Here is a 24,631-nt window from a genome sequence, read left to right as displayed (position 1 = left end):
TCATGTCCCGAGTTGGTTGCTATTGGCCGACAGTTTTGCAGGGCCGGAAATGTCAAGGTGACGCAGGTTCTGATTTGGCGATGAAAATCTTGTGTCGATGCGCGACGGCTATCCCGCTGAGAAACGAAGTGTAAGATCACATGCGAATTTTCGTTTCCTCCGCTGCACTTCTGGCGGGATGTTTCTGCATCGCCGCGGCGTACGCTCATCCACTGTTGGTGTCGCATGCCGGAAATGCAGACTATCACTCCGTGCAGCAAGCCATCGACGCATTGCCGGCGGAAGGCGGAAACGTCCGGATCGCGCCAGGCATCTATCGCGAGAAGGTTAAAATCACGAAATCCGGTGTTCATCTCGCAGGGACTGGCAACAAGCCGGAGGATACGGTCATTGTGTATGGCGACGGCGCGGTCAATGTAGGAGGAACGGCCCGTTCGGCGACGCTGGATGCCCCTAGCGATGACTTCCGGCTCGAGAATCTGACCATTCAGAACGACTATGCCCTCAATCCGGCCAATCCACCTTCGCAGGCGGTAGCGCTGTCCGTTACCGGAGATAGGGACGTCATTACGCGCGTCCGCCTGCTCGGCGCCCAGGACACGCTGTTTGCCGGCAAGGGACCAAACGGTAGAATGTCACGACAATACTTCTCGAACTGCTACATCGAAGGGCATGTCGATTTCATATTTGGCAACGCCAAGGTCTGGTTCCGGCAATGTGAATTGCACGGCATCGCCAATCAAGCGGTCATCTATACCGCTCAGAGCAAGGCAACGCCGGATGAGGACAGTGGCTATGTTTTTGATCATTGCAGGCTAAGTGCCGACCCTGCTGCGCGCTATATCGCGCTTGGCCGCCCCTGGCGCTCCTACGCCACAGTGGTCTTCCTGTCGACAAAGATAGATGCACGAGTGATTGCGGAAGGCTGGCGCGAATGGGCTCCCGGCGAGACCAACAAGTTGAGCACGAGCTATTATGCCGAATATAGATCCTTCGGCATCGGTGCTAACCCATCAGGCCGCGAGCCTCATTCCCATCAACTGAAAGATGGCGAAGCTGCGAGATGGTCGCTGAGAGTGTTCTTCGCGGGTGTCACAGATTGGCTGCCCACGAACCATCAGGTTCGAACAAAGAGCAATGTTCACGGTGAAGGGGTTCCACGGCGATCCTCGGATGAATGAGGGGAGCGAGCCTGATTGTGATGGAGAGTCTTGTACAGCAACCCAACCGCCGCCGGAGCCAAACCGACGGAAAGGGGGGCCGGCGCGACGATCTCATCTGTTCGCCGTCCACCCACATGCGCCCGCTTCAGCTCGCAGATCATCTTGTCCGTTTTGGCGGATCAGTGTCGGCAAGCTCTACGGACCGTCACGTCAGCACGTCGTCATCGCTCGGGAACGGCTGATTTGCCTGTTCAGCGCCTTGCGCAGATCTCCGGAGAGCGAAGTGGGCTGATGCTTCGCGGCTATATTCGTTCGGTCGGTGAGCGACGAAAATTCCCGTGCGCGAGGCGAGGGCGCCTATCTGCGCCCCGTCGAAAGTTGCTTCGGAACGAGAGCTCAGTCGGTCGAAAAGTTGTTGAGGAGACCAAGGCGCGCCGCGGCGAAATCATCGGTTACGGAGGCGCTGCCTCAGCCAACCAACTCGGTTGACGAGGCCGCAGACTGTTCGGCAGGTTTATTTGACTTCGGGGGCGTTCCGCGAGCTCCATCTTGGCAAGCAAGTTGTGGAGTTCAAGCATGCACCGCGTTGGCAGCTTACGATGGCCAAGCCGTCGTGCAGGTGAGGTCGTGCGCGCTCGAGCGGGGCGGTCCCGAGACTGCAAGAGAAGCCTTGCGGTCCCTCAGTCAAAGACTGAGCCCGATTGAAGTGAGCGAATCGAAGTCTGCCGGATCTTCATTGCCAACTTGGCTTGCCAGGCACCGTTACTGCTGCGAACTCAGGACGCCCTGCACATCTTCTCGAAAAAGAATGTTTGGGGTCGTTTTGATGCCTGAACGCGCTCGTCGCCACTGGGCGAGAATCTCGTCTCCGAGCGGAACGTCCCTTTCGAAGGCTTACGGCGCAATTCGCCGTTTCTCGTACGACGTGGATCTCACATACGGCATTCGAGCAACAGCTCCGGACCCGGTGGACAATTTGGTCCCTCAGAACCGCAGTCAAAGCAAAAGTGCTAACGCGCGAGAACGCCTCCGGTCTGCGTCAAGGAAAAGACGTTGTGCGTCATCAATGAACGCCTGCAATAGGACAAGCTCAAGGACGACAAGATGCACGTCACGTATGATCCATTGGAGACGGTAGCGGCTATGTAAGTCCCGCCGTGATGCTTGAATTCGGCGCACGATCGACCGGCGATCCATTGTTAGATCGGTCGACCAATTTCGTCAGCTCGAACACGAAACCGGCGAAGAGGTGCGATAAAATTGGAGCAACTCCGTCCGTCGTCAGGCGGGTGCCGATGCGACGCCGGTCTCGCGCGCAGCAATATCCTGATCTCGTCAGCTTCTTGAAAGGTTGCGGCTACAACAATCGAGAATCTGAAGAGCTGCAATCTCGCCGTAATCCAGGCCGTACGGATTGCTGCAGGGTCTCTACAAACATGAGGAGAGCAGGATGGATCCGATTGACCCATTCTTCGATTCAGGAGCCTGGATGCGGGAGTACGCCGCGCTGCCGGGGCGGGCGGGTCAGCGACGGGGCGACTCAAGCGAGCAAGGCGACTTTGAGAAGCGTATGGAGGATTTGCATCTCGATCCGTCTGATCAAAGCAAGTCAACTTCACCTGATCGGCCTCCCGCAGGAGGTGGTCGAGCAGTCCGGCGGGACGATTTCGGCGGTTCGATGCGGGCGCCGCCGCACTCCACTTTTAGGGAGAGTGCGCTAGGCGACACGCGCCGGAGCGTAGACATTCCCAGCTTTCAGCTTACCGCTGCGACGCAAGTGCCGCAGTCTAGTTTGCGAGATGATCTGTTCAGCAGCGCGCGCTAAAGCTTTCCGGACGCAGAGTCTGCCGCGTCGGCCAAAAGCGGAAAAAGCCGCAGATTATGGTCACGCTTCAAGTCGGGAATCGGCAAGGCGCTTGGCCGGAGCAGCAGTGAAAATTCGTCGCGCGACGCTGGGCAATCTGACGTCTTTTCGACGAATTTACGAATTGATTATGCGAGGCAGCCGGGCCGGACGCGCGGGGTCCCTGCGGCCGATGAGGAGCTCATTAAAGATTTCCGAAACAAGGCGGCGGGTAACCTCACCGACGGCACGATCAAGAATGCGGCAACCGATTTGCGCCATTTGAGCGTGCTCCTGAGCGAGCACGGCAGGCCCTCAATTGCGGATCGAATAGCCGGGAATTGGAAAACGCGCAGCAGGACAATCCGGAGGTGGAAAACCACCAGCTGGAAGCTGAGCTCGATGAGGAGGTCGACAGGTACGCAGGCCGCCGCGGCACGCGCATCAAGGCGGCCTTGAAGAAGCTCCGTGAGGTCGGTGCCGGAAACGCCCTGGCGCCTGATCTCCGCCGACTGGCTCCTCACGGCGCGGACGCAACCCTCATCCACATGTGGGCGGCGGCGGAAAAGGCAACACACAGGATCGAGCCGAAGACGATCGACAGGCAAGCTCGCCGCATGTCTAAGCTGAGTGAGTGGCTGCGGACCCATGATAGGCCACCGATGGCCGGCCGACTTTCCACCCCCGCGTTTGTCCGGGATCTCGAGGAGTACAGGCGCGAAACCAACGACAAGAAGATCAATGCTGATCTGGTCAAACTTGGCGGATACGAGCAAATCCTGGAGGCGAACAGGGCGCTTGGATTGAGGCCTCCTGAGGATCCGGGCCAGCCTTCTTGGGAAGCTGCTCGACAGCCGCATGCACTGCAGGGTCCTCCCGCAACGCCAGCTAGCCCGAGCGCGGGCGCCTGGGATTGGCTTGGCGAGCAGATCCACGGGCCCAACATATCGATGCCAGCGCCGCCCAGCCATTGGCAGGCCGGTTCGTCGCAGCAGCTTCCCGCAACCCCGGCGACGCCGAGCGCCGGAGCCTGGAACTGGCTTGGCGAGCAGATCCAAGGACCCGCCTCACCAGAGCCAGCGCCGCACTGGGGCGCGCAAGCTCATCCGCCGCTCGAGCTTCCTGCTACACCGGCCACCCCCAGCCAGGGAGCCTGGGCCTGGCTCGGGCAACAGATGCAAGACTCCGCATCGCCGTCGTGCGTGAGGCCTCGATCGTCAAACATCTACGGCGGTCTCGACTCCTTCGTTGATCTGGATCCACCCCACACCCCACGACTTGCGTGACGATGCGCGCTCTGCGCCAGCATCTGAATTTGCAGCCGCCTCGTCGTTCGCAGGACCGCCGGGGGCGGCTCCGGAGCTGCGGGATATAGGAGCGATCGTTGGCGCCGGCTGGCGCCACGGCTCCCAGGCGGCTTCAGTCGTGTTGATCGATGTATTGGGAAATATGCATCTGCTGCCAAACCAGTTCGGGCCAAGTCAGTTTGTGATCAATGGGGAGCGCTATTTTCGGCTACGGTGGACCAGGAGGCCGCAGGGATGTTCGCCTGATCCATCATCCCCGCGTGAGCCAGCCGGATGAACCAGGCCCGTCTCAGTCGCTCTATCGTCCCCGGCCGATCGTGCCAGCCGTGCAATCCGGTGAGGGGCCCGTTGATCTTGGGTATCTGATCCGCGGGGATGGGAGCACCGAGATCGATTCCTTCCGCCCTACCTCGTCCGCGCCCTGGAAGGCCAAGGCATCTTGCCGCGGGCGGGCCAACCAACCTATTTCGAGATCCGCGGAGTGCCTTACAGGGGTGAATTGGTGGAGAGCGAAGGCCGCCAGCGCGTACGCATTTATCCTGAACGTGGCTGAAGAGGCAGCAGGGCCTGCAATCGAGCTTTCGGCGGGGCAGCTCGCGTAAGGCGTTCTATAGCGAGGCTGTTGGCAGGCGATGGATCCGTTGCAGGGGCACGGCCTGAACCGTCCAGCCTCCTCTTTGTAGAATCTGCCAAGCGATTCTACCAATTTGGTGCGTGCCCGGACATGCTTTCTGCATCCCTGATCCTTTCACATAGTCCGCCAATTCTTGTCTTGAAAACCGCAGCTACCACAGATCGAACGCATTCCTGATCGAGGGAGCACCGGCGCCGAGCGCAGGCGATGGCCAAGCGCCAAGAACTTGGCCACCAAACGAAAGTTTGCTGACAAAGGCTTTTCCTGATGGCCGCCCAAATTCCTCGGCGGGCGCGGTATTTCGCAACCTGCATAGCTTAAGGCCTCATGCCCAGTTCAGTTATTGCGCTATGCAAAGGCCCCTCGCGCTGCGTTGCAAACACCTGGTCCGCTCGGGAGCAGAGTGCAAGTGCCCACTGGACCTGGGAAGCCGATGACAGCGAGCTTGGTGCGATAAAAATCGCTAAGGTCAGCTTCCTCCCAGCGCTTTTCCCAAATAATCTCGAAAAGGATCAATGAGGACAGAGTGTGCGGGCGGCCGCCGGCGCTCAGGCTCACCGCCCGCAGCAAGCCAGCGTTCGATAGTCCTCACGCTCATGGCGATCTGCGGCGCGATCCCGCGCGGCGACAGACCGGTGGCGCGCAAGTCGAGGATTTCGGCATGAAGTTGCGCGACGATTGAGAGCCGCGGGCGACGGCTCGTCAGATTCTCGAAAGTTTGTTCATAGTAGGACTAGCTCAATTGATTGCATGACGAGAGGCTAATGTGGAACCGCACAATTTTGACGTAACTGCCGGGCCGCGGTACAGGTCTCGCAAGAGCATCAACCCGACCGATCCGGGCAAGACGACTTTGAGCAGCAATTAAACGAGGTGCGCGAAGCCGATAACGCGATCCCTGACGGTGGGCCACGCGGTAGGCCCTCTACCAATGTGTCTAGCTACACCAGCAGTCCCCGGCCGAGCCGATGAGTGCACTTGCCAGGAGCAACCTCTTGCCAAGCGAGGTCCTCATCAACGATGAGCGTAACACAGCTGAGTTGAGAGCAGCGAAGAGGCCAAGGGCCCTAAAAAGTCCGCAAGGCGTTGCCATTGAGCAGCAGCTGAGCGAGTTCGCCAATTCAGGCGGTGGTGGAGCAATGTCAGCAGCCTCCGCGATGCAGCCGGCTCAATCAACTGGGATTGTGGTACGGGGGCATCAGTTGGACAAGCGGCCTGTTTATCCGAGGATGCTCCCGAAATCTTGAGGCTTGAGGAGGCTCTCATCAAAGGCGGGATGGTCGCCGGTGGGGCGAAGCAACATGCAGGCGCTCTTCTTAGCTTTAGCCGTTGGCTCTTCGCAAAACGCAGACCGAGCATTGTTGCTCGGCAGGACAATAAGTCGCTGAGCAATGGCGGTGACGTATACGAGTTCGTCGGAAAGGGAAATCCCAAAATCCTCCTTGTAGCATTAGACCATCTCCGCACCTTTCGGTCGACGGGCGAAGTCATCGTACGCCAACGGAGCGGTCGCGCCCGCCCCCCGAACGTGGCCCCCATCCATCCCGAAAGCGCGGCACTGATGGAACCGACGCTCATCGGCGACGCCGCTGCACAGCACAGGGCCTCGTACGAAGCTAGCAGTCGGCGAGAGGAGCTTCGGGACGGGCAGGAGGATCAACCCGCCCCGTCGGCTTTCGTCCAAGGGCACGTCGCGATCAATCCCGAGCAGCTTCATCAGTGGGAGCTTTTGCAAGTGCTGGATCATCTTGATCATCAACCCATTCCGTCACCAGCCTCCGTCCCTTCGGACAAGCTTCAGCGACTGGAAAAGGACTTACAGGGCGAGTTGCACCGACACCCTGCCGCGTCGTTCTCCGCCGATCCAGAAGAGTTTAGTTTCGATCTAAAGCAATTCTCTCTAGGTGCCGCGCGGCGAACAGGATGGAAGTGGAGCGTCGACCATGATGAGAGGGCTACGCCGGGCTCGTGACGCAGGGAGGGCGTAGCCCGACCGGAGTTACGAGCCCGGCGTCGGCGCGATCCACAGCGGACCGCGCCGACTGGTGATCGCGGCCGGCTGGTTATGCAAGTGGTTCTTCCGCCAAGAGGAATCACTCGCGTGCCAGGCCGACACATTACCGATCACCAAATGAGGCTCTACATGAAGTACCGTCAGACCGATAGCCCACCCGTGGCCGCCGCCAAGGCTTCGTTCAGCACCTCGACCGCTTACCGGATCGAGAAGGATCGACGCCTTCCGTCGCAGAAGAAGGCTCCCCGCGGCCGTCGCCGGCCAGATCCCTTGGCCCGCGTATTTGAGACAGATATCGCGCCGATGCTGAAGGCCGCCCCCGGTGTGCGGCCGGTCACGATCTTCGAGGAGTTGCTCCGACGCCATCCCGAGCTCGGCGCCGGCATCCGTCGCACGCTGGAGCGCCGGATCCGGGCCTGGCGGGCGATCCACGGCGAGGAGCAGGAGGTCATCTTCCGCCAGACCCACGAACCCGGTCAGCGCGGCCTGTCCGACTTCACCGACATGGGCGAATTGGGTGTCACGATCGCGGGCGTACCGCTCGACCATCGTCTCTATCACTTCCGGCTGGCCTATTCCGGTTTGAGCACGCCCATGTCGTGCTCGGCGGTGAGAGCTTCGTCGCTCTGGCCGAAGGCCTGCAGAATGCCTTGTGGTCACTCGGTGGGGCGCCACGGGAGCATCGCACCGACAGCCTGTCGGCCGCCTTTTGCAATCTCGACCGCGACGCCAAAGACGATCTGACGCGGCGATACGAAGACCTCTGTGCCCATTACGGCATGCGGCCTTCCCGCAACAATCGTGGCATCGCCCACGAGAACGGGGCGATCGAGAGTTCGCATGGTCATCTCAAGCGAGCGATCGGCGACGCGCTGTTGCTGCGTGGCACCGCCGACTTCGACGATCTAGCTGCCTATCGTGGCTTCATCGATGAGATCGCCAGCCGCCGCAATGCCCGCAACGCCAAGCGGATCGACAGTGAACGTAGCGCACTTCAGGATCTGCCGGACCGCCGCACGTCGGACTATGAAGAGGTGATCGTCCACGTGACGTCGTCCGGCGGCTTCACCTTGCGCAAGGTGTTCTACACGGTGCCGTCGCGCTTGATCGGCCATCGGCTGCGGGTGCGCCTGTATGACGATCACCTCGACGTGTTTGTCGGCGGCACGCATCTCCTCACCTTGCCGCGCGGGCGGCCGCATCCCAATGGCAAGCACGATCAGGTCGTCGATTATCGGCACGTGATCCATTCCTTGCGGCGCAAGCCGATGGCGCTCCTCAACCTGGTCTACCGCGACCAGCTGTTCCCCCGGGAAGCTTACCGCCGAGCCTTCGACGTCTTGCGCAAACGCTTACCGGACAAGAAGGCCTGCCGGATCATGGTCGATCTCCTCGCACTCGCCCATGAGCGCGGTTGCGAGGCCGAACTCGCCAATCAGCTCACGGCTGACCTGAACGACGGCCGGCTGCCCGACCTCAACCGGCTACGTACTCACTTCGCCCCGGATCCCGCCCAGGTGCCGAACGTCGTGGTACGCCTCGCACCGCTCGCCACCTATGAATGCCTCATCGGTACCGCCGAGATCGGAGGCGCCGCATGAGCACAACCAACGTAGTCGACACCGCGCGCCTCAATCTGTTGCTCAACGAGCTGCGGCTGCCCGCCATCAAGGCGCTGTGGCCGCAATTTGCCGAGCAATCCGATATAGAAGGCTGGCCGGCGGCGCGCTTCCTCGCCACCATTGCCGAGCACGAGATCGCTGAGCGCGGCCGCCGCCGCATCGAGCGCCATCTCGTCGAGGCGCGGCTGCCTACCGGAAAGACCTTTGACAGCTTCGACTTCGAGGCCGTGCCGATGATCTCCAAGGCGCAAATGACCGCACTCGCCGCCGGCGACGGCTGGCTCGGCAAGGGCGCCAATCTGCTGCTGTTTGGTCCGCCCGGTGGAGGCAAGAGCCACTTGGCGGCAGCAATCGGCTTGGCCCTCATCGAGAACGGATGGCGCGTCCTGTTCACCCGCACCACCGATCTCGTGCAGAAGCTCCAGGTGGCTCGCCGCGAGCTCAACCTCGAGGGCGCCATCAACCGCCTCGATCGCTTCGATCTCGTCATCTTGGACGATCTTGCCTATGTCACCAAGGACCAGGCCGAGACCAGTGTGCTGTTCGAGCTCATCAGCGCACGCTACGAGCGACGCTCTTTGCTGATCACCGCCAATCAGCCCTTTGGAGAATGGAACAAGGTCTTTCCGGACCCAGCTATGACCCTCGCGGCGATCGATCGCCTTGTTCACCACGCCACCATCGTCGAGATGAACGTCGAGAGCTATCGCAGGCGGACTGCCCTCGAGCGAAAGCGTGGTCCAGGGCGGCCACCGGAGCACGCGACACAAAAAACGCTCGCTTGATTGACGCTCCGCGACAATCAAAGCAAACAAAACTCTTGCGCGCGACAATCATCGCGGCGATCATCATCGCGCCGCGACACTGACTCGCCATCCTGATCGCCGCGCTCTTCCGACCCAGATCGTCGCGCTATACTAGGGGAGCTTCGGCGATTGCTTGATAATCAATCCATGCCGTCCCCCGTCTCCGTCCCCTCAGAGGAGCTTCAGCGACTAGAAAAGGACTTGCAGGATGACTTGCGCCAACACCCTGCCCCGTCGTTCTCCGCCGGTCCAGAAGGGCTTAGTTTCGATCTAGAGCAATTCTCTCCAGGGGAGCTTTGGCGATTGCTCGATGATCAATCCATACCGTCGCCAGTATCCGTCGATCCAGATGACTCGGCTCTAAATTTAGGGCAGTCTGATCTTCCCCGAAAGAGTGGAGGGGTTTAAGCGGCTTTTAGCTCCATCTCGATCGGGCGATATATCGATTGCGGAATGGAGCCGGGTTCGGCTCGTAGAAGCCCTCGATGAAAGCAAAGATAATGCGCTGGGCGTCGGCGCGGTTATGGTTGCGATGACGAACCAGTGTATGGAGGAAGCTCTCCATCGGGGCATTGTCGTAGCAAACGGCCTCGCGGCTCATCAACGCGGTGATGCCGGCGCCCGCGAGACCGCCTCGTCTCATGCAATTGGGTTCTTTGGTGAAGGTTGCGGAATTCACGGGCGCGAATAAGGTCATAAGATCAGAATCGCAATCGATGCCCGCGATTCGCCCTTGCTCCATGCCTTCCGCTCGCTGGTTTCCCCCGAGCTTACGATCGTCCAGGTCCTTCCCCATGCCGATAAAGTGGTGCTCGTTGCTCGGTCGAAGGTCGCGCTCTCGTTTCTGTCACGCTTAGCCGACTTGCCGTGGTAGGGTTCGGTCCCATGCGTCACGATAACGTCGGAGCAGAACGGCGCTTGCGATGATCAGAAGAATATCAACGTAGATATCAACAGATTGAGCGCGTGTTCCGTTTGGGGCGTGTGTGTGATGATTGTCGGGTAATGAATGTATGACAGTCCGACGCTTGCATATATCCCCGGAGCGAGATGCGCGATGTATGTTCCCGTGACTGCTGTGCTATCGCGGTGCGCAAGCTGGCCTTTTGCCAGAGCAGCATCCACTGCAAGCTTACTCCAGGCCGTGTTGGTCGCCACGAGAGCAATCAGATCACTGGGCCGGCTATCAAAAGGTCCCTTTGCATAAAGACGAAGCTCGTAATACCGGCTGATCCTGTTGCGCTCAGGTGGAGCTCCCATGACGGAGAAGCCGCCGTAGATGCCGCGAGACGGCGACCCAAGGGCGTCACTCTGCCAGAGCTGCCTGTCCGCAGCGATGTAGTGAAAATTATTTCCGCTCTCCCTTTGTTGCTTGGGATCCGCCAAATTCGTGTAGCGGCTCCTGTTCAAACCAACGCCCGCCCGCAGCCACGTGTCGGGTACGCCGGGAGCAGCCTTGCTCTTGTAGCCGGCTTCTTCGACAAGAAGGATGCCTGCATTGGCCGTGCTCCATTTCAAGCCGGTGGGATTCTCGGTTATATGGGCATAGGCACCATCTGGACTGATTGAGCGCTGGACGGAGACCTTGTTGTACAAGCGAGCGTCAAAATTGTACTTCAAGTTGGCCGCTGGCGTGGGCGCGGCATTGGTGCTCATCCCAGCCTGGAACAAGGCAGACATGTTCGATCCTGTGATTCCTCCGAACAATGTGCCGGTGAATTCATTCTGGTTTCTGAGGTAGCCAAGTTTGAGTTCTAGTGTCCTGTTGAAGAAAGTCTGGTAGTAGGCGAGCGTATTGAGTCCCACCCGATCTGGCCCTGGGCGATCCCACGTCCAGTATTGCTGCTCGGCCCCTACGACAATCTGTCCGTCGGCAATGCCAAACCGGCTCAGATCGTAGGTGACGATCATGAAGTTCGCCGACGCGAAAGTCGGATTCTGGCCCATATAGAGCTGGTTTGCGATAGTGCTTCTGGCTGCATGCGGTAGCTGGTTGCTTGCAAAGGAGTTATGTGTCCACCCGATATAGCCGATGCCGACGTCCGCCAGCGCAGATCTAACGCCCCCCTTGTCCTGATCAATCGTATCTGCAGGACCAGGGATGGGGAACCACAACCCTTTTTCCCGCAGATTGTCGTACCTTTGGAAGGGATCGATCGTTTTTTGCGGTCTCGTCTGAGCAGCCCTGTCCGCATTGCCGCGCTTCTCCAAAGGCACTCCGGGACCTGCTGCTCGCGCCGGGGCAGGAGGGCGGATTGCCTGACAGATCAGGTCGATCGGGAGCTTTGCGGCCCGGTCGGAAGTCTTTCCTCTTTTGCTGGCCTGATCCACAGGGTGGTTACTAGGATCAAGTCCGCTCGCGGTTTGTGCCAGTACGGGATTGCCGACCAGACAAGCCGCTAGCGAAAGTGCGATAGCAAGCCCAGATTGCTTGCCCCTTGGTCTTAAATTGAAAGAAAGTGCTGCCGTAGCCGAGTATGTCCGGGGCGAGGTCGTCGCAAGAAGGCAATCACGCATGGCGTAGTTCGGGTCCATGTCTGCCGGCCATGAATATGCGGCCTGATTGGCCCGAAGTGAGCTCGCGGCGGCGTGTGGCACGCGCCTGCTTCCACATCGTCATTGCAAGCGCAGCCAAGCAATCCAGACCCCCCCGCAGTGGCAGTCTGGATCGCTTCGTCGCCAGCGCTCCTCGCAATGACGAGCAAGCGGCATCGCGGCTGTCGTTTCGCGTCCGTGGGGGAGGGGGACGAGCCAGAACTCGATCTATCCGAACAGAGCCACTCAGGCTTCCTGAACCTCTCAGCTCGCGGCGCGAGGATGATCTGGTCCGAAACTTTGGTTGTGCGTGACGCCGGTGCGCCCAGAGCCAGCGGAGAGCGCTGGCTCGGCAAATGCTCACGAGCGCGCGGAGCGTTCTGTCCTGGCCGCCAAAGCGTTGCGAATGTCCACCTTGCTCACTGTGCGTCAGGCGAGTCTGGCGGTGGTGCGCATCTGCATCGAAGGCGGCTTTCTGGACCAAACGGCAGCCACCCGAAAGCAAGGCTAGCCGTGCAAGAGGCTTGGCTTCACGAAGCGTTTCATTGGTATCGTTGTCACCGAAACACGAGACGATCGGCGGGCTTGAAGGCCGAAGAGCTTTTGGATTTGCGCGCGCGGCAACCACACCACAACATCCAACGTGATAGCCCAGGGGACCGGAGGAATCAGCCATCGAGCAGCTTTGGCGGATATCGGCGAGCAGTTGCTTTCTGCCGTCGGCGCGGCAAAACCTGTCTTGCATCCAAAACCTTGATGTGCGCGGCGTTCGTTGGTTACGCTTGCCACGTGCCCGTCATCTCGAACAACCTGCCGGAACTGGTAGTTGATCAGGTGCAATGTTTGCCGGTCCAATCGCGCCATTGCGGCTCGGCCGATCAGCCGTGGCGCTTACGTGGCGCGTCCCAGACGAGGTTGCTGGTCTGGGCAATGCGTGAGGCGGGGCTCCATCGAACACTTGCAGGAATCAGTGGACGGTTTGCATTCGTGCCGGGGCACGGTAAAAAATCTGCAAGGTTCTTCTGAATGATGAGAGAATGCTGCGCCATCGCCGACTACGACGAGAACCATTGCTCGCTGGTGGCGCTATCATTGAGAACGCGCGCAAATTGTCGCGTTGCTCAAGAAGGAGCGTTTCATAGGAGTAGGCGCAGCCGATCGGGAAGCTCACCATAGATTGATTATTGTCGACGCTGGCAGCTCCTGGAACGCGGGAGCATCGCGAGCTATCGCGTCGACAAAATAAGCCTGCTGGAACGAGATCTTGAGCGAGGGACAATGGACTTGATTGATCAAGCGGCCGCTTCAGACTTGCGGCCGCTCTTGCACGGGCCGTCAAGACGGATTCTCCCGGTTTTGGTGCTCCCGCTTATCCTCGTCGGCTCGTGTGCTGCTAGCGCCTGGCTTTGGGCTAACCTTGAAGAGCCTGTCGAGACGCCGGAAAGCAGCGAAGTCGCTTCAACGATGAGCCTGCCACCGGAGGACAGGGCATCCTTGTCCGAGATAAAGTGGGCACAGCAGAAAAATGGTGATGAGATCGCAGAACTCAACCGCCGGATCGATGCCCAGCGGGATGTCCTCAAAGGGGTCCTGGATCAGATCACCATACTGACTTCGCGGATCGATGCGCTGCAGAGTTCAACACCTGTCCCTTCTGCTGCTTCCGAGCCTCCTTTGTCGCCAGCCCGGGCTGTTTCGAGCGCCGCCAGGAAACGCTTCGGGCGGTCCAAACCACAGGGACCTGTTTCCGTCGGAGGCGCGCCAGTGATCGCCGGACCGAAGACAGCCGAGCCTTGAGTCTGGGACGCTGCAGGCGTCGTCGAGTGTCCAACTGTGCTCGAGGAGGTGGACCGTAGCTTCGCAAAGCTGCCTCCAGCCGTAAATTTCCCGAAGCTGGTGCGGGCGCCGGCGTCTCCAGCGGCACGTCGCTGAGGCCGTCACCATCATCAAGAGCAGTCAAGGGGAGGTGGGGCAGAGCCCTTTCGGCATGATCGAGCCGTGGCCCTGAACGGCGGAATCCGCTGCGCTTCTCCTTCAAATCAGCTTCCCTTTAGTCAGCCCTCCCGGTTTGAGGCCATATCTGAAAGATCGTTGTCATGACACCGCCGCTGCATCCTCGAAATCTGGCCTGTCTGCCGGAGGTGCCTCTTCAGATCATTCCGTCGCGAAGAGCTTAAATGTTTGAGATCTGCTCACATGCGCGGCTTAGTTAATAGGGATACGGTCGAGATAGGTGTCGAATGCGGCAGCAACAGCACGAACGAGAAACCTGTGTTCCTGCTTGACCCGAATGAATCCCTCTTCAATGTCCACTATCCCGTCTTCGGCGAGCATTCCCAGCCGGTCGGCCGAATTGAGAAGAGGAATTGGATCAAATCCGTGAGCAGCACAGATCGCTGGTACGTCGGCCTGCAAATCGCACATCAGACGCTCGATAATTGCGGCGCGGAGGCGATCTTCGGGGGAGAGGCAGTAGCCTTTTGAGGTTGCCGGACGACCAGCCTGAATGTGTTGGTGATAGGAAGCGGTTGCGCTCTCGTTCTGAACGTAACCCTCACGCAGACGGCCGATGGCTGACGGACCTAAGCCGATCACGGTTTTGCAGGTATCAGCCGAATAGCCCAGGGAGTTGCGGCGAAGCTGACCGGCTTTCTGCGCCAGCGCGAGCTCGTCGTTGGGCAGGGCGAAATGGTCGAGCCCGATCTGGCGGTAGCCAGCCGAGACCAGCGTATCTGCGATAGCCGCGGCTTGCTCGGCGCGGGCGAGATTATCCGGCAGCGCCGTCTCATCGATCTGGCGCTGACGTTTCATATAGGAGGGGACGTGAGCATAGCCGAAAACTGCAAGCCGGTCTGGCCGCATGGCCAGAGCCGTCCGTGTAGAGTCCACGCAAGATCGCACCGTCTGATGCGGCAGTCCGAAGAGGAGGTCGAAATTGATGCGGCTTATCCCATGCTGGCGAAGGCTTTCGACGACAGACGCCGTCTGCACCTCGCTCTGGACGCGGTTGACCGACCTCTGAACCACCCCGTCGAAGCTTTGCACGCCGATGCTCGCGCGATTGACGCCGGCCACTTGTAATGTTTCAACCATCTCGGCCGTGAACGCACGTGGGTCGATTTCTATGGCGATGGTAGCTGATTTGCTGAACGCGAAGCAGCGTCGCAGGAGTGCCATCAAGGCGAGAAAATCGGCCGGTGCAATAGTAGTCGGCGTCCCGCCGCCGAAATGCACGTCGCTTACCGGCAGCGCGCGAGGCGCTTGCTCTGCGACCAAACGTATCTCGGCATGCAGCGTCGCCAAGTACTTGCGGATCGGTCGCTCGCTGCGAGTGAGGCTTGTAGGGAAGCCGCAATACCAACAGATAGCACGACAGAACGGAACCTGGATGTATAGCGACACGGGATCGTCGGGCGGCAGCCGCCTCAACCATGTCTCACAAGTCTTGGCACCGACGGTCGCGGAGAAATCCGGCACGGTCGGGTATATGGTGTACCAAGGCAGGCGAGCGTCGCAATACTTGTTCAGGAGAGACGTCTGCAAAGCCTAACTTTCTCATGGTCGAGCGGCATAAAGCTGACCGATGCCCACTGTTATGTCTTTGCGTTATGTCAAACGCGTCTAACGGTTCCTGAGATCTGGCCTGCTCTCGACGTCACGGCCAAACGCAGCGTTGGGGTTCATGCCTGGAAGTGAGCGCCGCTCGTCCGCAATTATTCGGACGTTTATGGTGGCATATGAATTTCTACGAGGACGCTCGAATTAGCGCGGTGTACCGCGACTAGCCGTGCGCAGTATCAATCGCTCATCGGGCAGCGTCGTTTCCGCATTCCCCCTGGCGTGCTGCCTTTTTGCGACGGAAACAGGGATCTTAAAACCTCAGCAGGGCAGCTGAGCTTGTTGCTGGACTTCCGAGGAAAGGCCGACGTGGTTGCTCCGCAATCGACGGATGCCTCCCGTTCAAGGCCGGAGCGTCACGGAGATAAGTGACTTGCTAGAGCAGAGCGCGATGTGCGATGTGCGATTGCAGCACGTGACGCTGCGTGCGATTCAAGTCTTTTGTAGCAGCTCACGAAAAACTTTTTTGGTTTCCAGCATAAAATCAATGAGCCTCAATTCCGCCACGCTGCTTGTCTCATTGCCGCAAGCATCATCACGGATGTACTGATGATGTTGGGGTGGCCCCGGCGCACTTCACGCCCCCGGCAAAGTGCGTCGGGACGCCTTGGTTCGCCGGCGTCTCGTTCAGATCCAAATACATGTCACTAACTCACAACGAGTTGGACGTCGTGCTGATGGCAAACGCGAGCTCGGAACGATTTGCTGTACTTTCTATTCTGCTTCATCGGTTGAGGCGTTTTGTTTCTGATAACGCCGTTGCAGCTGTTGATCGGCCAGATCGCATATCTATGCAGCGAGTCTTCATTGGCGTCGCATCAATGCGATGGACCTCCAGATTCGGTTCCACATAAGTCGCCTGGTGAGGCGTCGATCATCCCGTCACAAAACATTCCTACGCTGCGAGCTGGAGGCCATGTATGCAGGAGCCGGGGTGTAAGGTTGTGCCTCATGATTACAGAAAATGGGATTCGCATCCTGGCGTTCCAGTCCATTCACACTGGATCGATAAAGTGTCTGTTTCGAAAACCAATCGAGCGTGGACATCATCTTCGTAATATTCTCCATGAGGACGCAGCCCACACGCGCGCGAGAAAGGAGATTGCGCGGCCTTGCAGAAATACTATATTGAGAGTTCATCGCCCTATCGCTCCTAACCAAGTCGAATGCGCACCCTGGCGCGGTCCTCAGGGTAGTGAGAGCTTGCCGGATCGCCATCGATCAGGTGCTCTTCGTCCGGCACGCTTGATTGAAGCGTCGCGCCAGGCCATAGCCGAGATCGGCGTACGCCTCGTTTGCTCGCCCGGCCTGCCCGACGTTGATCCTGCAGGTCGATTGGAAGCGCGAATCGGATGCGATCTAGTACTGACCGTCCGCCTCAGGACGATGCGGAGCGCGCTCGGATCCGCCTCACCCTCGCTCGACCCTACGGCTTTTCGCGATCGTGTTGGCGGCTTTCAGTGTTGGGCAAGGCGCTCGGACCAGGCTTGAGCCGCGGCTCGCAGAAACCTTGTACTTCGATCTGACCGCGCTGGGATCGCCCGCATGAAAGATGCGCGTTTCCACTTTAAGCGCGAACCAATTGAATGCCGGCAACGAGCAGAACGGCCGCCAGTATGAATCTGATGGCTGTCTGGCTCAACCATTTCAGGCCGATTACTGCTCCAGCGACCGCCCCCGCCAGCGTGAAGATAGCGTATAGAGCCAAATCCGGAGAGGGAAATTGCCCGGTGAAAAGAGCTCCGACGAAGCCGACTGTGGAATTGGCCAGGATAAAAGGGGGTGATAGCGCGACGGTCTGCCTCGGTGATGCCCAATTCAGTGCGATGAGCGTCGGGGCGAGGAACACACCGCCGCCCACCCCAGTCAGGCCAGAAACGAGGCCAAGGACCGCGCCAATGCTCACGCTTTCCCGGAGCGGAATTTCGCCGACGCGATCGACAGCTCGTCCCCGCTGCATGATCATCACTGCGCTCGCCAGAAGAAGAACGAGTCCGGTTAGTGTTTTGTACATGTGCTCCTCGAGCACAATCAAGCCACCGGCAAGCGACGCTGGCATTGACGAAAAGAGAAGAGGGCGCAGGATTGTCCAGTCAACGACCTTGTTGCGGTTGAACAGCCAAGTAGAATAAGCCGCGACGACAATGTTGAGACCAAGCGCCGTGGGGCGCGTCTCTGTCGATGACATACCAAAAAAAGCCATTAGCGAGAGGAATGCAGTCCCGCCAGCCTGGCCAACGCTCGCATATAGCAGGGAGATGATCGCGAAGAGCAGGGAAGTCATGCTTCACATATCTTGGCGACGATCTTCGCCCGTTTTATTAGCAAGCCCATCATGATTCGTGCATCTGGTGCGGCCTAATTGTATTTCCGCTCGGGGCGGATCTAAGCGGTTCGCCGGAATCGTGCGGCCGGAGGTGTAGTCAGTTCAAGTTCCTTAGCGAGTGCCATGTGTGGACCCTCCCATCAATTGCCGAGGTTGGTAGTTGACTGGGCCCCAATAGGGGGCGTTTGAGGCCCTGAGAGGACGGCACTCGAGGGGGCGGCCGAGGTGAGCTGCCGAGGTGAGCTGCATTTGTTGCTGTAGCTTACCCCGTGCCGCAGCTCGCAATGGTACTGTCGCCTTCCCTCCCCATGTCATGAATGCTTCGAGGCACCTACCTCGCAACCAACCGTCCGCATTCGAAGTCCTTTTGCGACGATTGATTTTGGCGAAATCAACAGTTGGTATGGCACTTGCTAGTCCGATCCGGGGGCCTCTCCTTCTGGAATGCGCATGCAAAGTGTCTTCCGCATCAAACAGGTTTCGCGACTGCGCCTATCGCTTGTTGCGTTTTTGACGTGGCCCATTTCTGTCCGTTCGGTTCGTTTGTACCGGGCCTGCCGGACGGGCCCGATGAAATGCCGGACAACGATGCGGGGAGTATGGCGTCTGCATCGGATCTTCCGTTCAGCTCATCGATCGCGTCACCGACGCTGTCACACGCCGAGAATCAGCGACAGGTTAGCGATGGATGATTCGCAAGATTGGGAAAAAAGATGACACTTCTGTTGTCTTCATCTCAAAGCAGGGAATTGGTACTGACAAGACGCAGATCGAGTCTCGCACTGAAAGGTGCGTGCTCTACCTTACGTGTAGTTCAGAGCCCAAGATCTCCTCGTGCTCGCCCGAGAGACAAAGCGAAGCACCGTTCGGACGCGACTGCGTTTTCTCGCCATGCAAGCTAAACCGACCCAAGCATCTAGCCGTGCGTGCGCTCGGTTCTTGTCGCCAGCACAGTCCCGGGGCCCTCGGCCCTTCTATCACTGCCGGCATGAGTAAGATGGAGCATCCTTGTGTTCGCATGGAGTCGATCCGCACGGACGACAGGCGATGATCTCCGAGTTCGCCAGCTCGCCATCAGCGAGCACTTTGTCGATCGCCTCGGAGCAAGGATGATGACGCTATTCGGTTGTTTGACGATGCGATCATCCTGGCGCAGTCGCCGGCAGAGCAACGAATGCGGCCAATGGCGTCAGAGAAGGAAAATCGTTATGGGAAATTGGGATGATCCTGGAAATCAGCGAGAATGCAGTCAATTTTCATGTCAAGAATACGATGGGAAAGCTGGGTGCGACCAGCCGGATTCAAGCAGTCGCGATAGCTATTCGCCTCGATGTTCTTTGAATTCAATTGAGGAACGACCGCCAACTGTCACATCTTTGGCTTCCAGCTTCTGGCAAGTTGAGCACGGTGCTTTCGGTGAACTCGCAGATATAACCCTCCTTTGGGCAAGTCTGCATCTCGCGCTGGGTGAGGTTCTGGGGCTTCGTAAGGTCGGTAAGATGTGGAATCGGCCGATCTAATGCTCACTGGTCGGAGCATGGCTCTCTCCACCAGCGGGTGATTCTTTGCTCAGATGAGCCCGCACCGCTTGCTCGGGACGTCGGACAGGGGTCTAGGGAGAGGAACAGCTGAGGAAAGAACCCCGACCGCGGGCCGGGGTCCCGATTCATCCAAACGCGTGGAGATCTTTATCTGGCGAACGGCCAGCCAAACTTGTAGTTGAGCCGTGCCGTGATGAGATCGACGTCCTGGTGCGCGCGATCCGCGCCAAGGGCCGCTGGGAAGCTTATGTTGCTGCGCTGCATGAACAAGTGGTTATACTCGACGCCCGCTGACCAGTTCGGCGTGAGGCTGACTTCGGCACCGGCGCCCAGCACGCCACCCCAACGCACATCATTGTTTTTGCCAAGCTCGGTGCCGGTTGCCACCGAGTTGACGTAATAGGTGTTGCTGGTCACCGCAGCACCGCCCTTGCCATAAAGGAGCACAGCATTGAACGCGTATCCGATATGGCCCGTGAGTAGGCCGAATGCATCTGTCGTGGTGCCAACGGTGTCTGTCGGGAAGGCGGTGCTGACATTGGAGCCGCGGAAGTCGGCCCAGTTGCCCTGGCCTTCGAGGCCGTACACCATGTTGAAGATTTGCCAACGATAGCCGATCTGGCCGCCAACGGTACCGCCAGTCGAATTATGGCAGCCCTCGGAAGTGATGCCATTGAAATCCCAGCAATTGTGGCTCGTTCCCCAGCCACCGTTTGCGCCCATATAGTAGCCGGACCAATCGATAATCGGGGCCGCGACCGGCAGCGGTGCCGCCTTGACCTTGACGGGCTGCCCGGCCAGATCCGTGCCGAATGAGGGGGCGGCCGCACAGAGTGCGCCGATGCATGCAGTCAGAATAAGAATCTTTTTCATTCGCGTGTTGTTTCCTTTAGGTGCCCCAGGCACCGTGCCGTTTAACAACATGAACGCGAATTGCTGTAACTGGCGCACAACATGTCTTGGAAAGAAACGTGCCCAATCGCCCGCGGCGTCAGATTGCGGAGCTCGCGGTTTCCGCTGCTTTGCTTCTACCGAGACGCTGTGGCTCGGCAGTGGTCGCCTCGCGCGGATCATCCTCTTTGAAAATGATCGTTCATGATCACCTGCGACGCGGAGCAAAGCCAAAAGGTGTTCGGCTCCTTCCGTCGCTAAGCTGCGGCAACGCCCAGCCGCACTTACAGTACTGGATCGATGGCACGCCTCAGGCGCTTAAGGTCATTCTTCCGGCAACACGGACGTGCTATCGCTTGCAATCGCGAGCAACGCGATGCCGATCGATTGCAGGCTCGATCGCTTTGGCTCTGGAACGACCACAAGTCTAGCTCGATGGTCCGTCAACTTCGACCTTGATTGATGGGTCGGGAAGCCCACTGCGTGCTAGACAGTGCTCTTGCTTGAAGTTGCGCAAGATCGTGCCGAGCTCAAGGTCACCGTGGTCGGTTTCCTGGCGCGAGCGAATACCAGCGCGGCCGCCCCGTCTCGCCGCCGTCTGGGCCTGGTGTTCAGCTTCCTGGTCTCGGCCGCCAGAGGAGCTGCAGAGGCAACAGCTTTCTCGAGCGCTCTCGTTTCAGCGGGGCCGCACATGATTAGAGAAAAGTCTGCTCGACCACGCACTGGCCCGAATTTTCCACCGTATGAGGCGCCCTAAATGCCTTAACGGCGCCGGATGCTCTCGCCGCAATAGGCACAAGCGAGTCATTGCCCGGTCGACGGTGCCAGTTCAGCCCGCAAGTTGCGTATCGCCTCGTTGGCCAGATTCAAAGCATTCCGTTCGCCGTTTCTTATCGAGCACTCGAGGTAAGTGCGCAATCGGCTATGAAGGACGGCCTTCAGATTATGTGCCAGCAGCGGATCCTTCTCGACAAAGCTCCAAGCCTTGTCAAATGCGACGCTCACAACGGCATCTGGCACCTGCACCTGCTCGGAAAAGATCTGATCCATCTCTAACGCTCCTCGACATCCTGATACAAGGAAGTACCTTCTCAAAAGCAACCGGATTGTGTTGCGTGTCTCAGCACGAAAGACATCTGCTCTTCAACCTCTTCCACGCTACTCCCGGGACTTCAGGAGAGGATATAGATGCTTGTTGAAGTTGCGATGACCGAACGCCGTAATGCCCGCGCAATTCGAAGAAATTCTGAAAAGAGTGAAGCGAGTACGAGTTGTCGTGCCCTTCATTGCCGTCGTGGGCCTCTTGGTCGGTCACCAAATTGTGGCTTTTCCTTCATTCGGAAGATCGGCCCCCACGGGTTGCGGTTAAAGCCCAGCATGATGAAAAAGGCCGCCTACTCTTTTCCCACTCTCAAGAAGCGTTCAAACCGCAATGGCGCTTGTGACGTCGGATTTGGGGTGATGTAGCCTGTTCCGGATGAGACTTGTCTGCTTTGCGACAAGTCTCGACGCCTATTGCCGTGTGATATTCACCTGCGCGTGGCTTTCTGCTCCGGCCGTGGTGTTTGTTACCGGTCAGGCGCCTAAGAGAGGGAACGAGATGCAAGGGCAATTGCACTTTCCCCACGGCGGATTCTTAGTCGTTTGGCAAAGAAGGGCCGGGCGCCGTCGGTGTGGGTTCAATACGGAGTTGCGTAGGAAAGCCGGCGCAGCGTGGGATCGGCGGCGCGCTTCCGAGCTTTGGATACTTGCAGCTCGTGAAAGGCGTCGAGGGACAGCAAGGCCCAGCTAGATCGAATGCGTCGCCGGCGGCGTGAGATAGAGCAAGCCTGATTTCGAAAGTGGTGGCGAACTGTTGCCATATGAAAGGCCAGCGGAAGCGGCGCGCTTACGGACGGTGAGCCCATAAACAGCAAATGTCGATCCCTGGTGTGTGCGGCCTAAGTGTAACTGTCAGCCCAGCCATAAACGTCCGCTCAACGCCATCAATCTCCAAAAAGCGCAAATGAAATCTCAGTCCGCTGCCGCACGTGAAAGAATGAGCTTGGCGATCGTCAATCGATTGGCGGAAGTCCGCAGCGCGGCCGGTAATGCCGCCACAGTCTGATCAAAAAGGCGTCCCAGAATCTGAAGGTCCTCGGGGTGGTAAACGCCACGGTCTTGCGACAATCGCATTCGTCCGTGGCCGGTTCTTGTATCGCCAAGCTGGCCGAGCTCCAGTTCCGCGGTGATCATTTGGCCTATGAGGGCATTAAGTAATCGGATCGCTTCCAGCTCGTTGCCTTCTTCGCGCATGAGCCCAGCCACGATGTCGAGTTGCAGGTCGACGCGATCCTCGAGGTTTTGTATGCGTGAATTGGAAGGGTCAAGTTCCACGGTATTTCTCCAAAGTGGTGAAATGCAAGACAGGCGGAGTAGAGGTATCGTTTCCCGTTCGCCAAACGGCGGACGCTTCGCTGGACAAATGACTGCTGCACAGGAGGCGCTTCCGGTCCCCTGGAAGAGGGGGCACATATGTGCCGCGAAAGGATTGCAAAAGTGCAATGAGCGTCTAGGGAAAAACGAAAAGCGTTGCCGATGGCGCGGGATTTGAATGGATTCTCGAGCCGCCCAGTGCGTTCGGCAACAGCGGTGACTCTGTTCGGGGCCACACAGCTGATTGTACTGCTCTGCTTGGAGCCGCGGCAACAGCGCCGGACTGTTGAGGCGACCCGCCTGGTCAGAGCGAAAGGTCCAGCCCGCACCCCTGCGAAGGCCAACTCACCTGCCCGAGTTCTACGCTGCGGAGGCATTTACCATCGCCGAGTGTGCGTGATAGCTGTCTTCTTAGAGCAATCAAGTATCATGCCCAAAGGGGCAGGCAACGTCGTGTAGATTGCGCGCCAACTGCGACTGGTCACCGCACTGCATTCGTGCCCCCACGTGTCTTGCCGTCAAACATTGCTCGAAGCAGCCAAGAAGCACGTGATTTGCTCTGCGACCAAGTGATCCATTATCACGCGACATTCGTGAACACTGCCTTCCGTAAGCCGGCGATCGACTTATGCGGTGTTTGGCTTCAATTAGTAAAATAGAAAGTGTTGATGGGATGCATCCAGTTCGTTGATAGCGCAGGCGAGCAATCTCACCGCCTTCATCGGAGCCGGTTGATTGGTTCTCCTGCTATCCGGGCTAGGAAGCATAGGGAATGCCCGGGCAGGCGGCTGAGCCGCTGATGACCCGCCATGCTTGAGAGCGCACGAAGTAGCGGAACGAGTAGCGTTGACTTGGACGCCAAAACCTTGGTGCCCCCGCGGCCAAGAGAGACATGCATCCCGGCGCCGGCTATCCACCAGCTCTCGCTACCCGTATACTCGGCTATAGTCTAGGTAGTGGGCCTGATTGCTTCGTGCCGTCCCGCTGTCTCTTCCATTCGTGGATCTGAGATTGCGCGATATAATCCAGGCTAGAGAATGCGTAGATGCTGGTCGGGCACGAATCTGACAGAAGGCGAACGCCTCCAACAAAATCCGTGCTTGTCCATAAAGAATCGTTAGCTTCGCTTTCCTAGTCCTCAACCTTCGATCACTGGCTGCATAAGGGGCATGCCTTCAAACCTAGCAGAACGGTAAATGGCCGCCTCCGAGGCCAGTGCTGCAGACGGGATCAGACAAGGGGGCTGCTATTTGTCTATCATCGGGCGTAGCACCTTCGGCAGGGCGGCGCTCGGTAGCTCTGCGAGCGCCGCAGCGAGCGCGAAAAACGCTGCAAAAGCAGCGAATATAAAAGCGCTAGCGAGCATTGCTGCGACAACGTTCTGAGGGCGTCTCATCATTCGAGATACTTCGCGTGGGGAATGCTGCGTTGCATGAAAATCAGTACTTCTTGACACGCTCGACATGACCGTCGCGCCAGCGATAAACCAAAAATCCAGAAGCCGAGTTGTCCCTCCTTTTGTCGAACCGGTCGATCGGTCGGGAACGAAGCGCGCTGGCGACCCGGTCAGCATTGAAGGAGCCGCTCCGGTTCACCGCCTCTGCCCAGGCTTGCACAGCGGCACAAGCGTATAGTGTGTAGCCTTCACCGGGCAGCCCGGAAGCTTTGAGTCCGGCGACCGCACTGGCAGCATTGGCGTTCCCAGCGGGGTTGGGCATGAAGGTAAACAATGTGCCATTCCCAGCGCTGCCGGTAATGGCCCAGAATTCGGAGGTCATCAGCGGATCGTTCGCCATGACCGTGAGGTCTGCTTTTGCTTCTGCTGCCTGGGCGTACCAACAATCCGACTTCGGTGTGGTAGCCGCCGATATAGGCGACGCGCAGCCGGTCCTTCTCCATTCTTGAGAGCAAGGCTC

At 58.7% G+C, this 24,631-nt stretch carries 15 protein-coding genes and 1 pseudogene; 7 read left to right on the top strand and 9 right to left on the bottom strand.

All coding sequences use genetic code 11. From position 1 onward, the window contains the following. Positions 1–140: 140 nt before the first annotated feature. The 5 genes and pseudogenes from AAFG50_RS35530 (at position 141) to istB (ending at position 9,368) form a co-directional block, all read left to right on the top strand. Positions 141–1,181, top strand: coding sequence for a pectinesterase family protein (locus AAFG50_RS35530; RefSeq protein WP_011084794.1), 1,041 nt, complete (start codon positions 141–143; stop codon positions 1,179–1,181). A 2,166-nt stretch (positions 1,182–3,347) separates the two neighbouring features. Continuing rightward, positions 3,348–4,292 carry a hypothetical protein gene (locus AAFG50_RS35525; RefSeq protein WP_018647405.1) on the top strand — a complete coding sequence of 315 codons (945 nt, stop codon included), beginning with the start codon at positions 3,348–3,350 and terminating at the stop codon, positions 4,290–4,292. Between the two features lie 1,898 nt (positions 4,293–6,190). Continuing rightward, positions 6,191–6,919 (top strand): hypothetical protein, encoded by a 729-nt coding sequence (locus AAFG50_RS35520; RefSeq protein ID WP_018647403.1) that lies wholly within the window; start codon positions 6,191–6,193, stop codon positions 6,917–6,919. 93 nt (positions 6,920–7,012) lie between these two features. Next, positions 7,013–8,562 (top strand): annotated as a pseudogene (gene istA / locus AAFG50_RS35515) (IS21-like element ISBj11 family transposase). Continuing rightward, a complete protein-coding gene (istB, locus tag AAFG50_RS35510) occupies positions 8,559–9,368 on the top strand; it encodes an IS21-like element ISBj11 family helper ATPase IstB (protein ID WP_014497900.1) in 810 nt (269 codons plus the stop codon). Before istA ends, istB begins: the two are co-directional and overlap by 4 nt. Before the next feature lie 436 nt (positions 9,369–9,804). Here the strand turns inward: istB and AAFG50_RS35505 are convergent, their stop codons facing one another. From AAFG50_RS35505 to AAFG50_RS35495, 3 genes are all read right to left on the bottom strand, one after another. Next, entirely contained in the window at positions 9,805–10,185 is a 381-nt protein-coding gene (locus AAFG50_RS35505; protein WP_011084799.1) for a transposase, read from the bottom strand. 131 nt (positions 10,186–10,316) lie between these two features. Beyond that, positions 10,317–11,924, bottom strand: coding sequence for a carbohydrate porin (locus AAFG50_RS35500; protein WP_223153702.1), 1,608 nt, complete (start codon positions 11,922–11,924; stop codon positions 10,317–10,319). 507 nt (positions 11,925–12,431) lie between these two features. Beyond that, complete coding sequence (locus tag AAFG50_RS35495) at positions 12,432–12,788, bottom strand: hypothetical protein (RefSeq protein WP_161966254.1); 357 nt, start codon at positions 12,786–12,788, stop codon at positions 12,432–12,434. Between the two features lie 414 nt (positions 12,789–13,202). Between AAFG50_RS35495 and AAFG50_RS35490 the strand changes: the two genes are divergently transcribed. After that, positions 13,203–13,721, top strand: a complete 519-nt coding sequence (locus AAFG50_RS35490) for a hypothetical protein (RefSeq protein WP_011084803.1) — start codon at positions 13,203–13,205, stop codon at positions 13,719–13,721. A gap of 408 nt (positions 13,722–14,129) precedes the next feature. Here the strand turns inward: AAFG50_RS35490 and hemN are convergent, their stop codons facing one another. After that, positions 14,130–15,467: an oxygen-independent coproporphyrinogen III oxidase gene (hemN, locus tag AAFG50_RS35485; RefSeq protein WP_018648293.1), complete on the bottom strand. Its 1,338-nt coding sequence runs from the start codon at positions 15,465–15,467 to the stop codon at positions 14,130–14,132. A 1,642-nt stretch (positions 15,468–17,109) separates the two neighbouring features. Beyond that, positions 17,110–17,826 (bottom strand): sulfite exporter TauE/SafE family protein, encoded by a 717-nt coding sequence (locus AAFG50_RS35480; protein WP_011084806.1) that lies wholly within the window; start codon positions 17,824–17,826, stop codon positions 17,110–17,112. 1,263 nt (positions 17,827–19,089) lie between these two features. Here AAFG50_RS35480 and AAFG50_RS35475 point away from each other — a divergent pair. Further along, complete coding sequence (locus AAFG50_RS35475; RefSeq protein ID WP_018646991.1) at positions 19,090–19,209, top strand: LuxR C-terminal-related transcriptional regulator; 120 nt, start codon at positions 19,090–19,092, stop codon at positions 19,207–19,209. A 347-nt stretch (positions 19,210–19,556) separates the two neighbouring features. Here the strand turns inward: AAFG50_RS35475 and AAFG50_RS35470 are convergent, their stop codons facing one another. From AAFG50_RS35470 to AAFG50_RS35455, 4 genes are all read right to left on the bottom strand, one after another. Further along, positions 19,557–20,282, bottom strand: a complete 726-nt coding sequence (locus AAFG50_RS35470) for an outer membrane beta-barrel protein (RefSeq protein ID WP_014497822.1) — start codon at positions 20,280–20,282, stop codon at positions 19,557–19,559. Between the two features lie 822 nt (positions 20,283–21,104). Continuing rightward, on the bottom strand, positions 21,105–21,350 hold the full coding sequence (locus AAFG50_RS35465; protein ID WP_011084811.1) for a hypothetical protein: 246 nt from the start codon (positions 21,348–21,350) through the stop codon (positions 21,105–21,107). 963 nt (positions 21,351–22,313) lie between these two features. Beyond that, entirely contained in the window at positions 22,314–22,676 is a 363-nt protein-coding gene (locus AAFG50_RS35460) for a hypothetical protein (protein WP_014497821.1), read from the bottom strand. Positions 22,677–24,154: 1,478 nt separating this feature from the next. Next, the gene (locus tag AAFG50_RS35455; RefSeq protein ID WP_231166580.1) at positions 24,155–24,511 is read right to left on the bottom strand and encodes a hypothetical protein; all 357 of its coding nucleotides are present in this window, start codon (positions 24,509–24,511) and stop codon (positions 24,155–24,157) included. Positions 24,512–24,631 lie beyond the last annotated feature (120 nt).

Source organism: Bradyrhizobium sp. B039 (assembly GCF_038965675.1).
Classification (GTDB): domain Bacteria; phylum Pseudomonadota; class Alphaproteobacteria; order Rhizobiales; family Xanthobacteraceae; genus Bradyrhizobium; species Bradyrhizobium diazoefficiens.
Note: the sequence above shows the minus strand (reverse complement) of the source record. Positions and strands in the feature narration are given on the sequence as shown.

What these genes read in the sequence shown, in the direction of transcription:
- istB (WP_014497900.1), top strand. Translation starts at nt 8,559, where the DNA reads ATGAGCACAACCAACGTAGTCGACACCGCGCGCCTCAATCTGTTGCTC.
- AAFG50_RS35505 (WP_011084799.1), bottom strand. Translation starts at nt 10,185, where the DNA reads ATGGGGAAGGACCTGGACGATCGTAAGCTCGGGGGAAACCAGCGAGCG.
- AAFG50_RS35480 (WP_011084806.1), bottom strand. Translation starts at nt 17,826, where the DNA reads ATGACTTCCCTGCTCTTCGCGATCATCTCCCTGCTATATGCGAGCGTT.
- AAFG50_RS35490 (WP_011084803.1), top strand. Translation starts at nt 13,203, where the DNA reads ATGGACTTGATTGATCAAGCGGCCGCTTCAGACTTGCGGCCGCTCTTG.
- AAFG50_RS35470 (WP_014497822.1), bottom strand. Translation starts at nt 20,282, where the DNA reads ATGAAAAAGATTCTTATTCTGACTGCATGCATCGGCGCACTCTGTGCG.
- AAFG50_RS35500 (WP_223153702.1), bottom strand. Translation starts at nt 11,924, where the DNA reads ATGGACCCGAACTACGCCATGCGTGATTGCCTTCTTGCGACGACCTCG.
- AAFG50_RS35475 (WP_018646991.1), top strand. Translation starts at nt 19,090, where the DNA reads ATGATCCTGGAAATCAGCGAGAATGCAGTCAATTTTCATGTCAAGAAT.
- AAFG50_RS35495 (WP_161966254.1), bottom strand. Translation starts at nt 12,788, where the DNA reads ATGGCGCGATTGGACCGGCAAACATTGCACCTGATCAACTACCAGTTC.
- AAFG50_RS35455 (WP_231166580.1), bottom strand. Translation starts at nt 24,511, where the DNA reads ATGGCGAACGATCCGCTGATGACCTCCGAATTCTGGGCCATTACCGGC.
- AAFG50_RS35530 (WP_011084794.1), top strand. Translation starts at nt 141, where the DNA reads ATGCGAATTTTCGTTTCCTCCGCTGCACTTCTGGCGGGATGTTTCTGC.
- AAFG50_RS35465 (WP_011084811.1), bottom strand. Translation starts at nt 21,350, where the DNA reads ATGGATCAGATCTTTTCCGAGCAGGTGCAGGTGCCAGATGCCGTTGTG.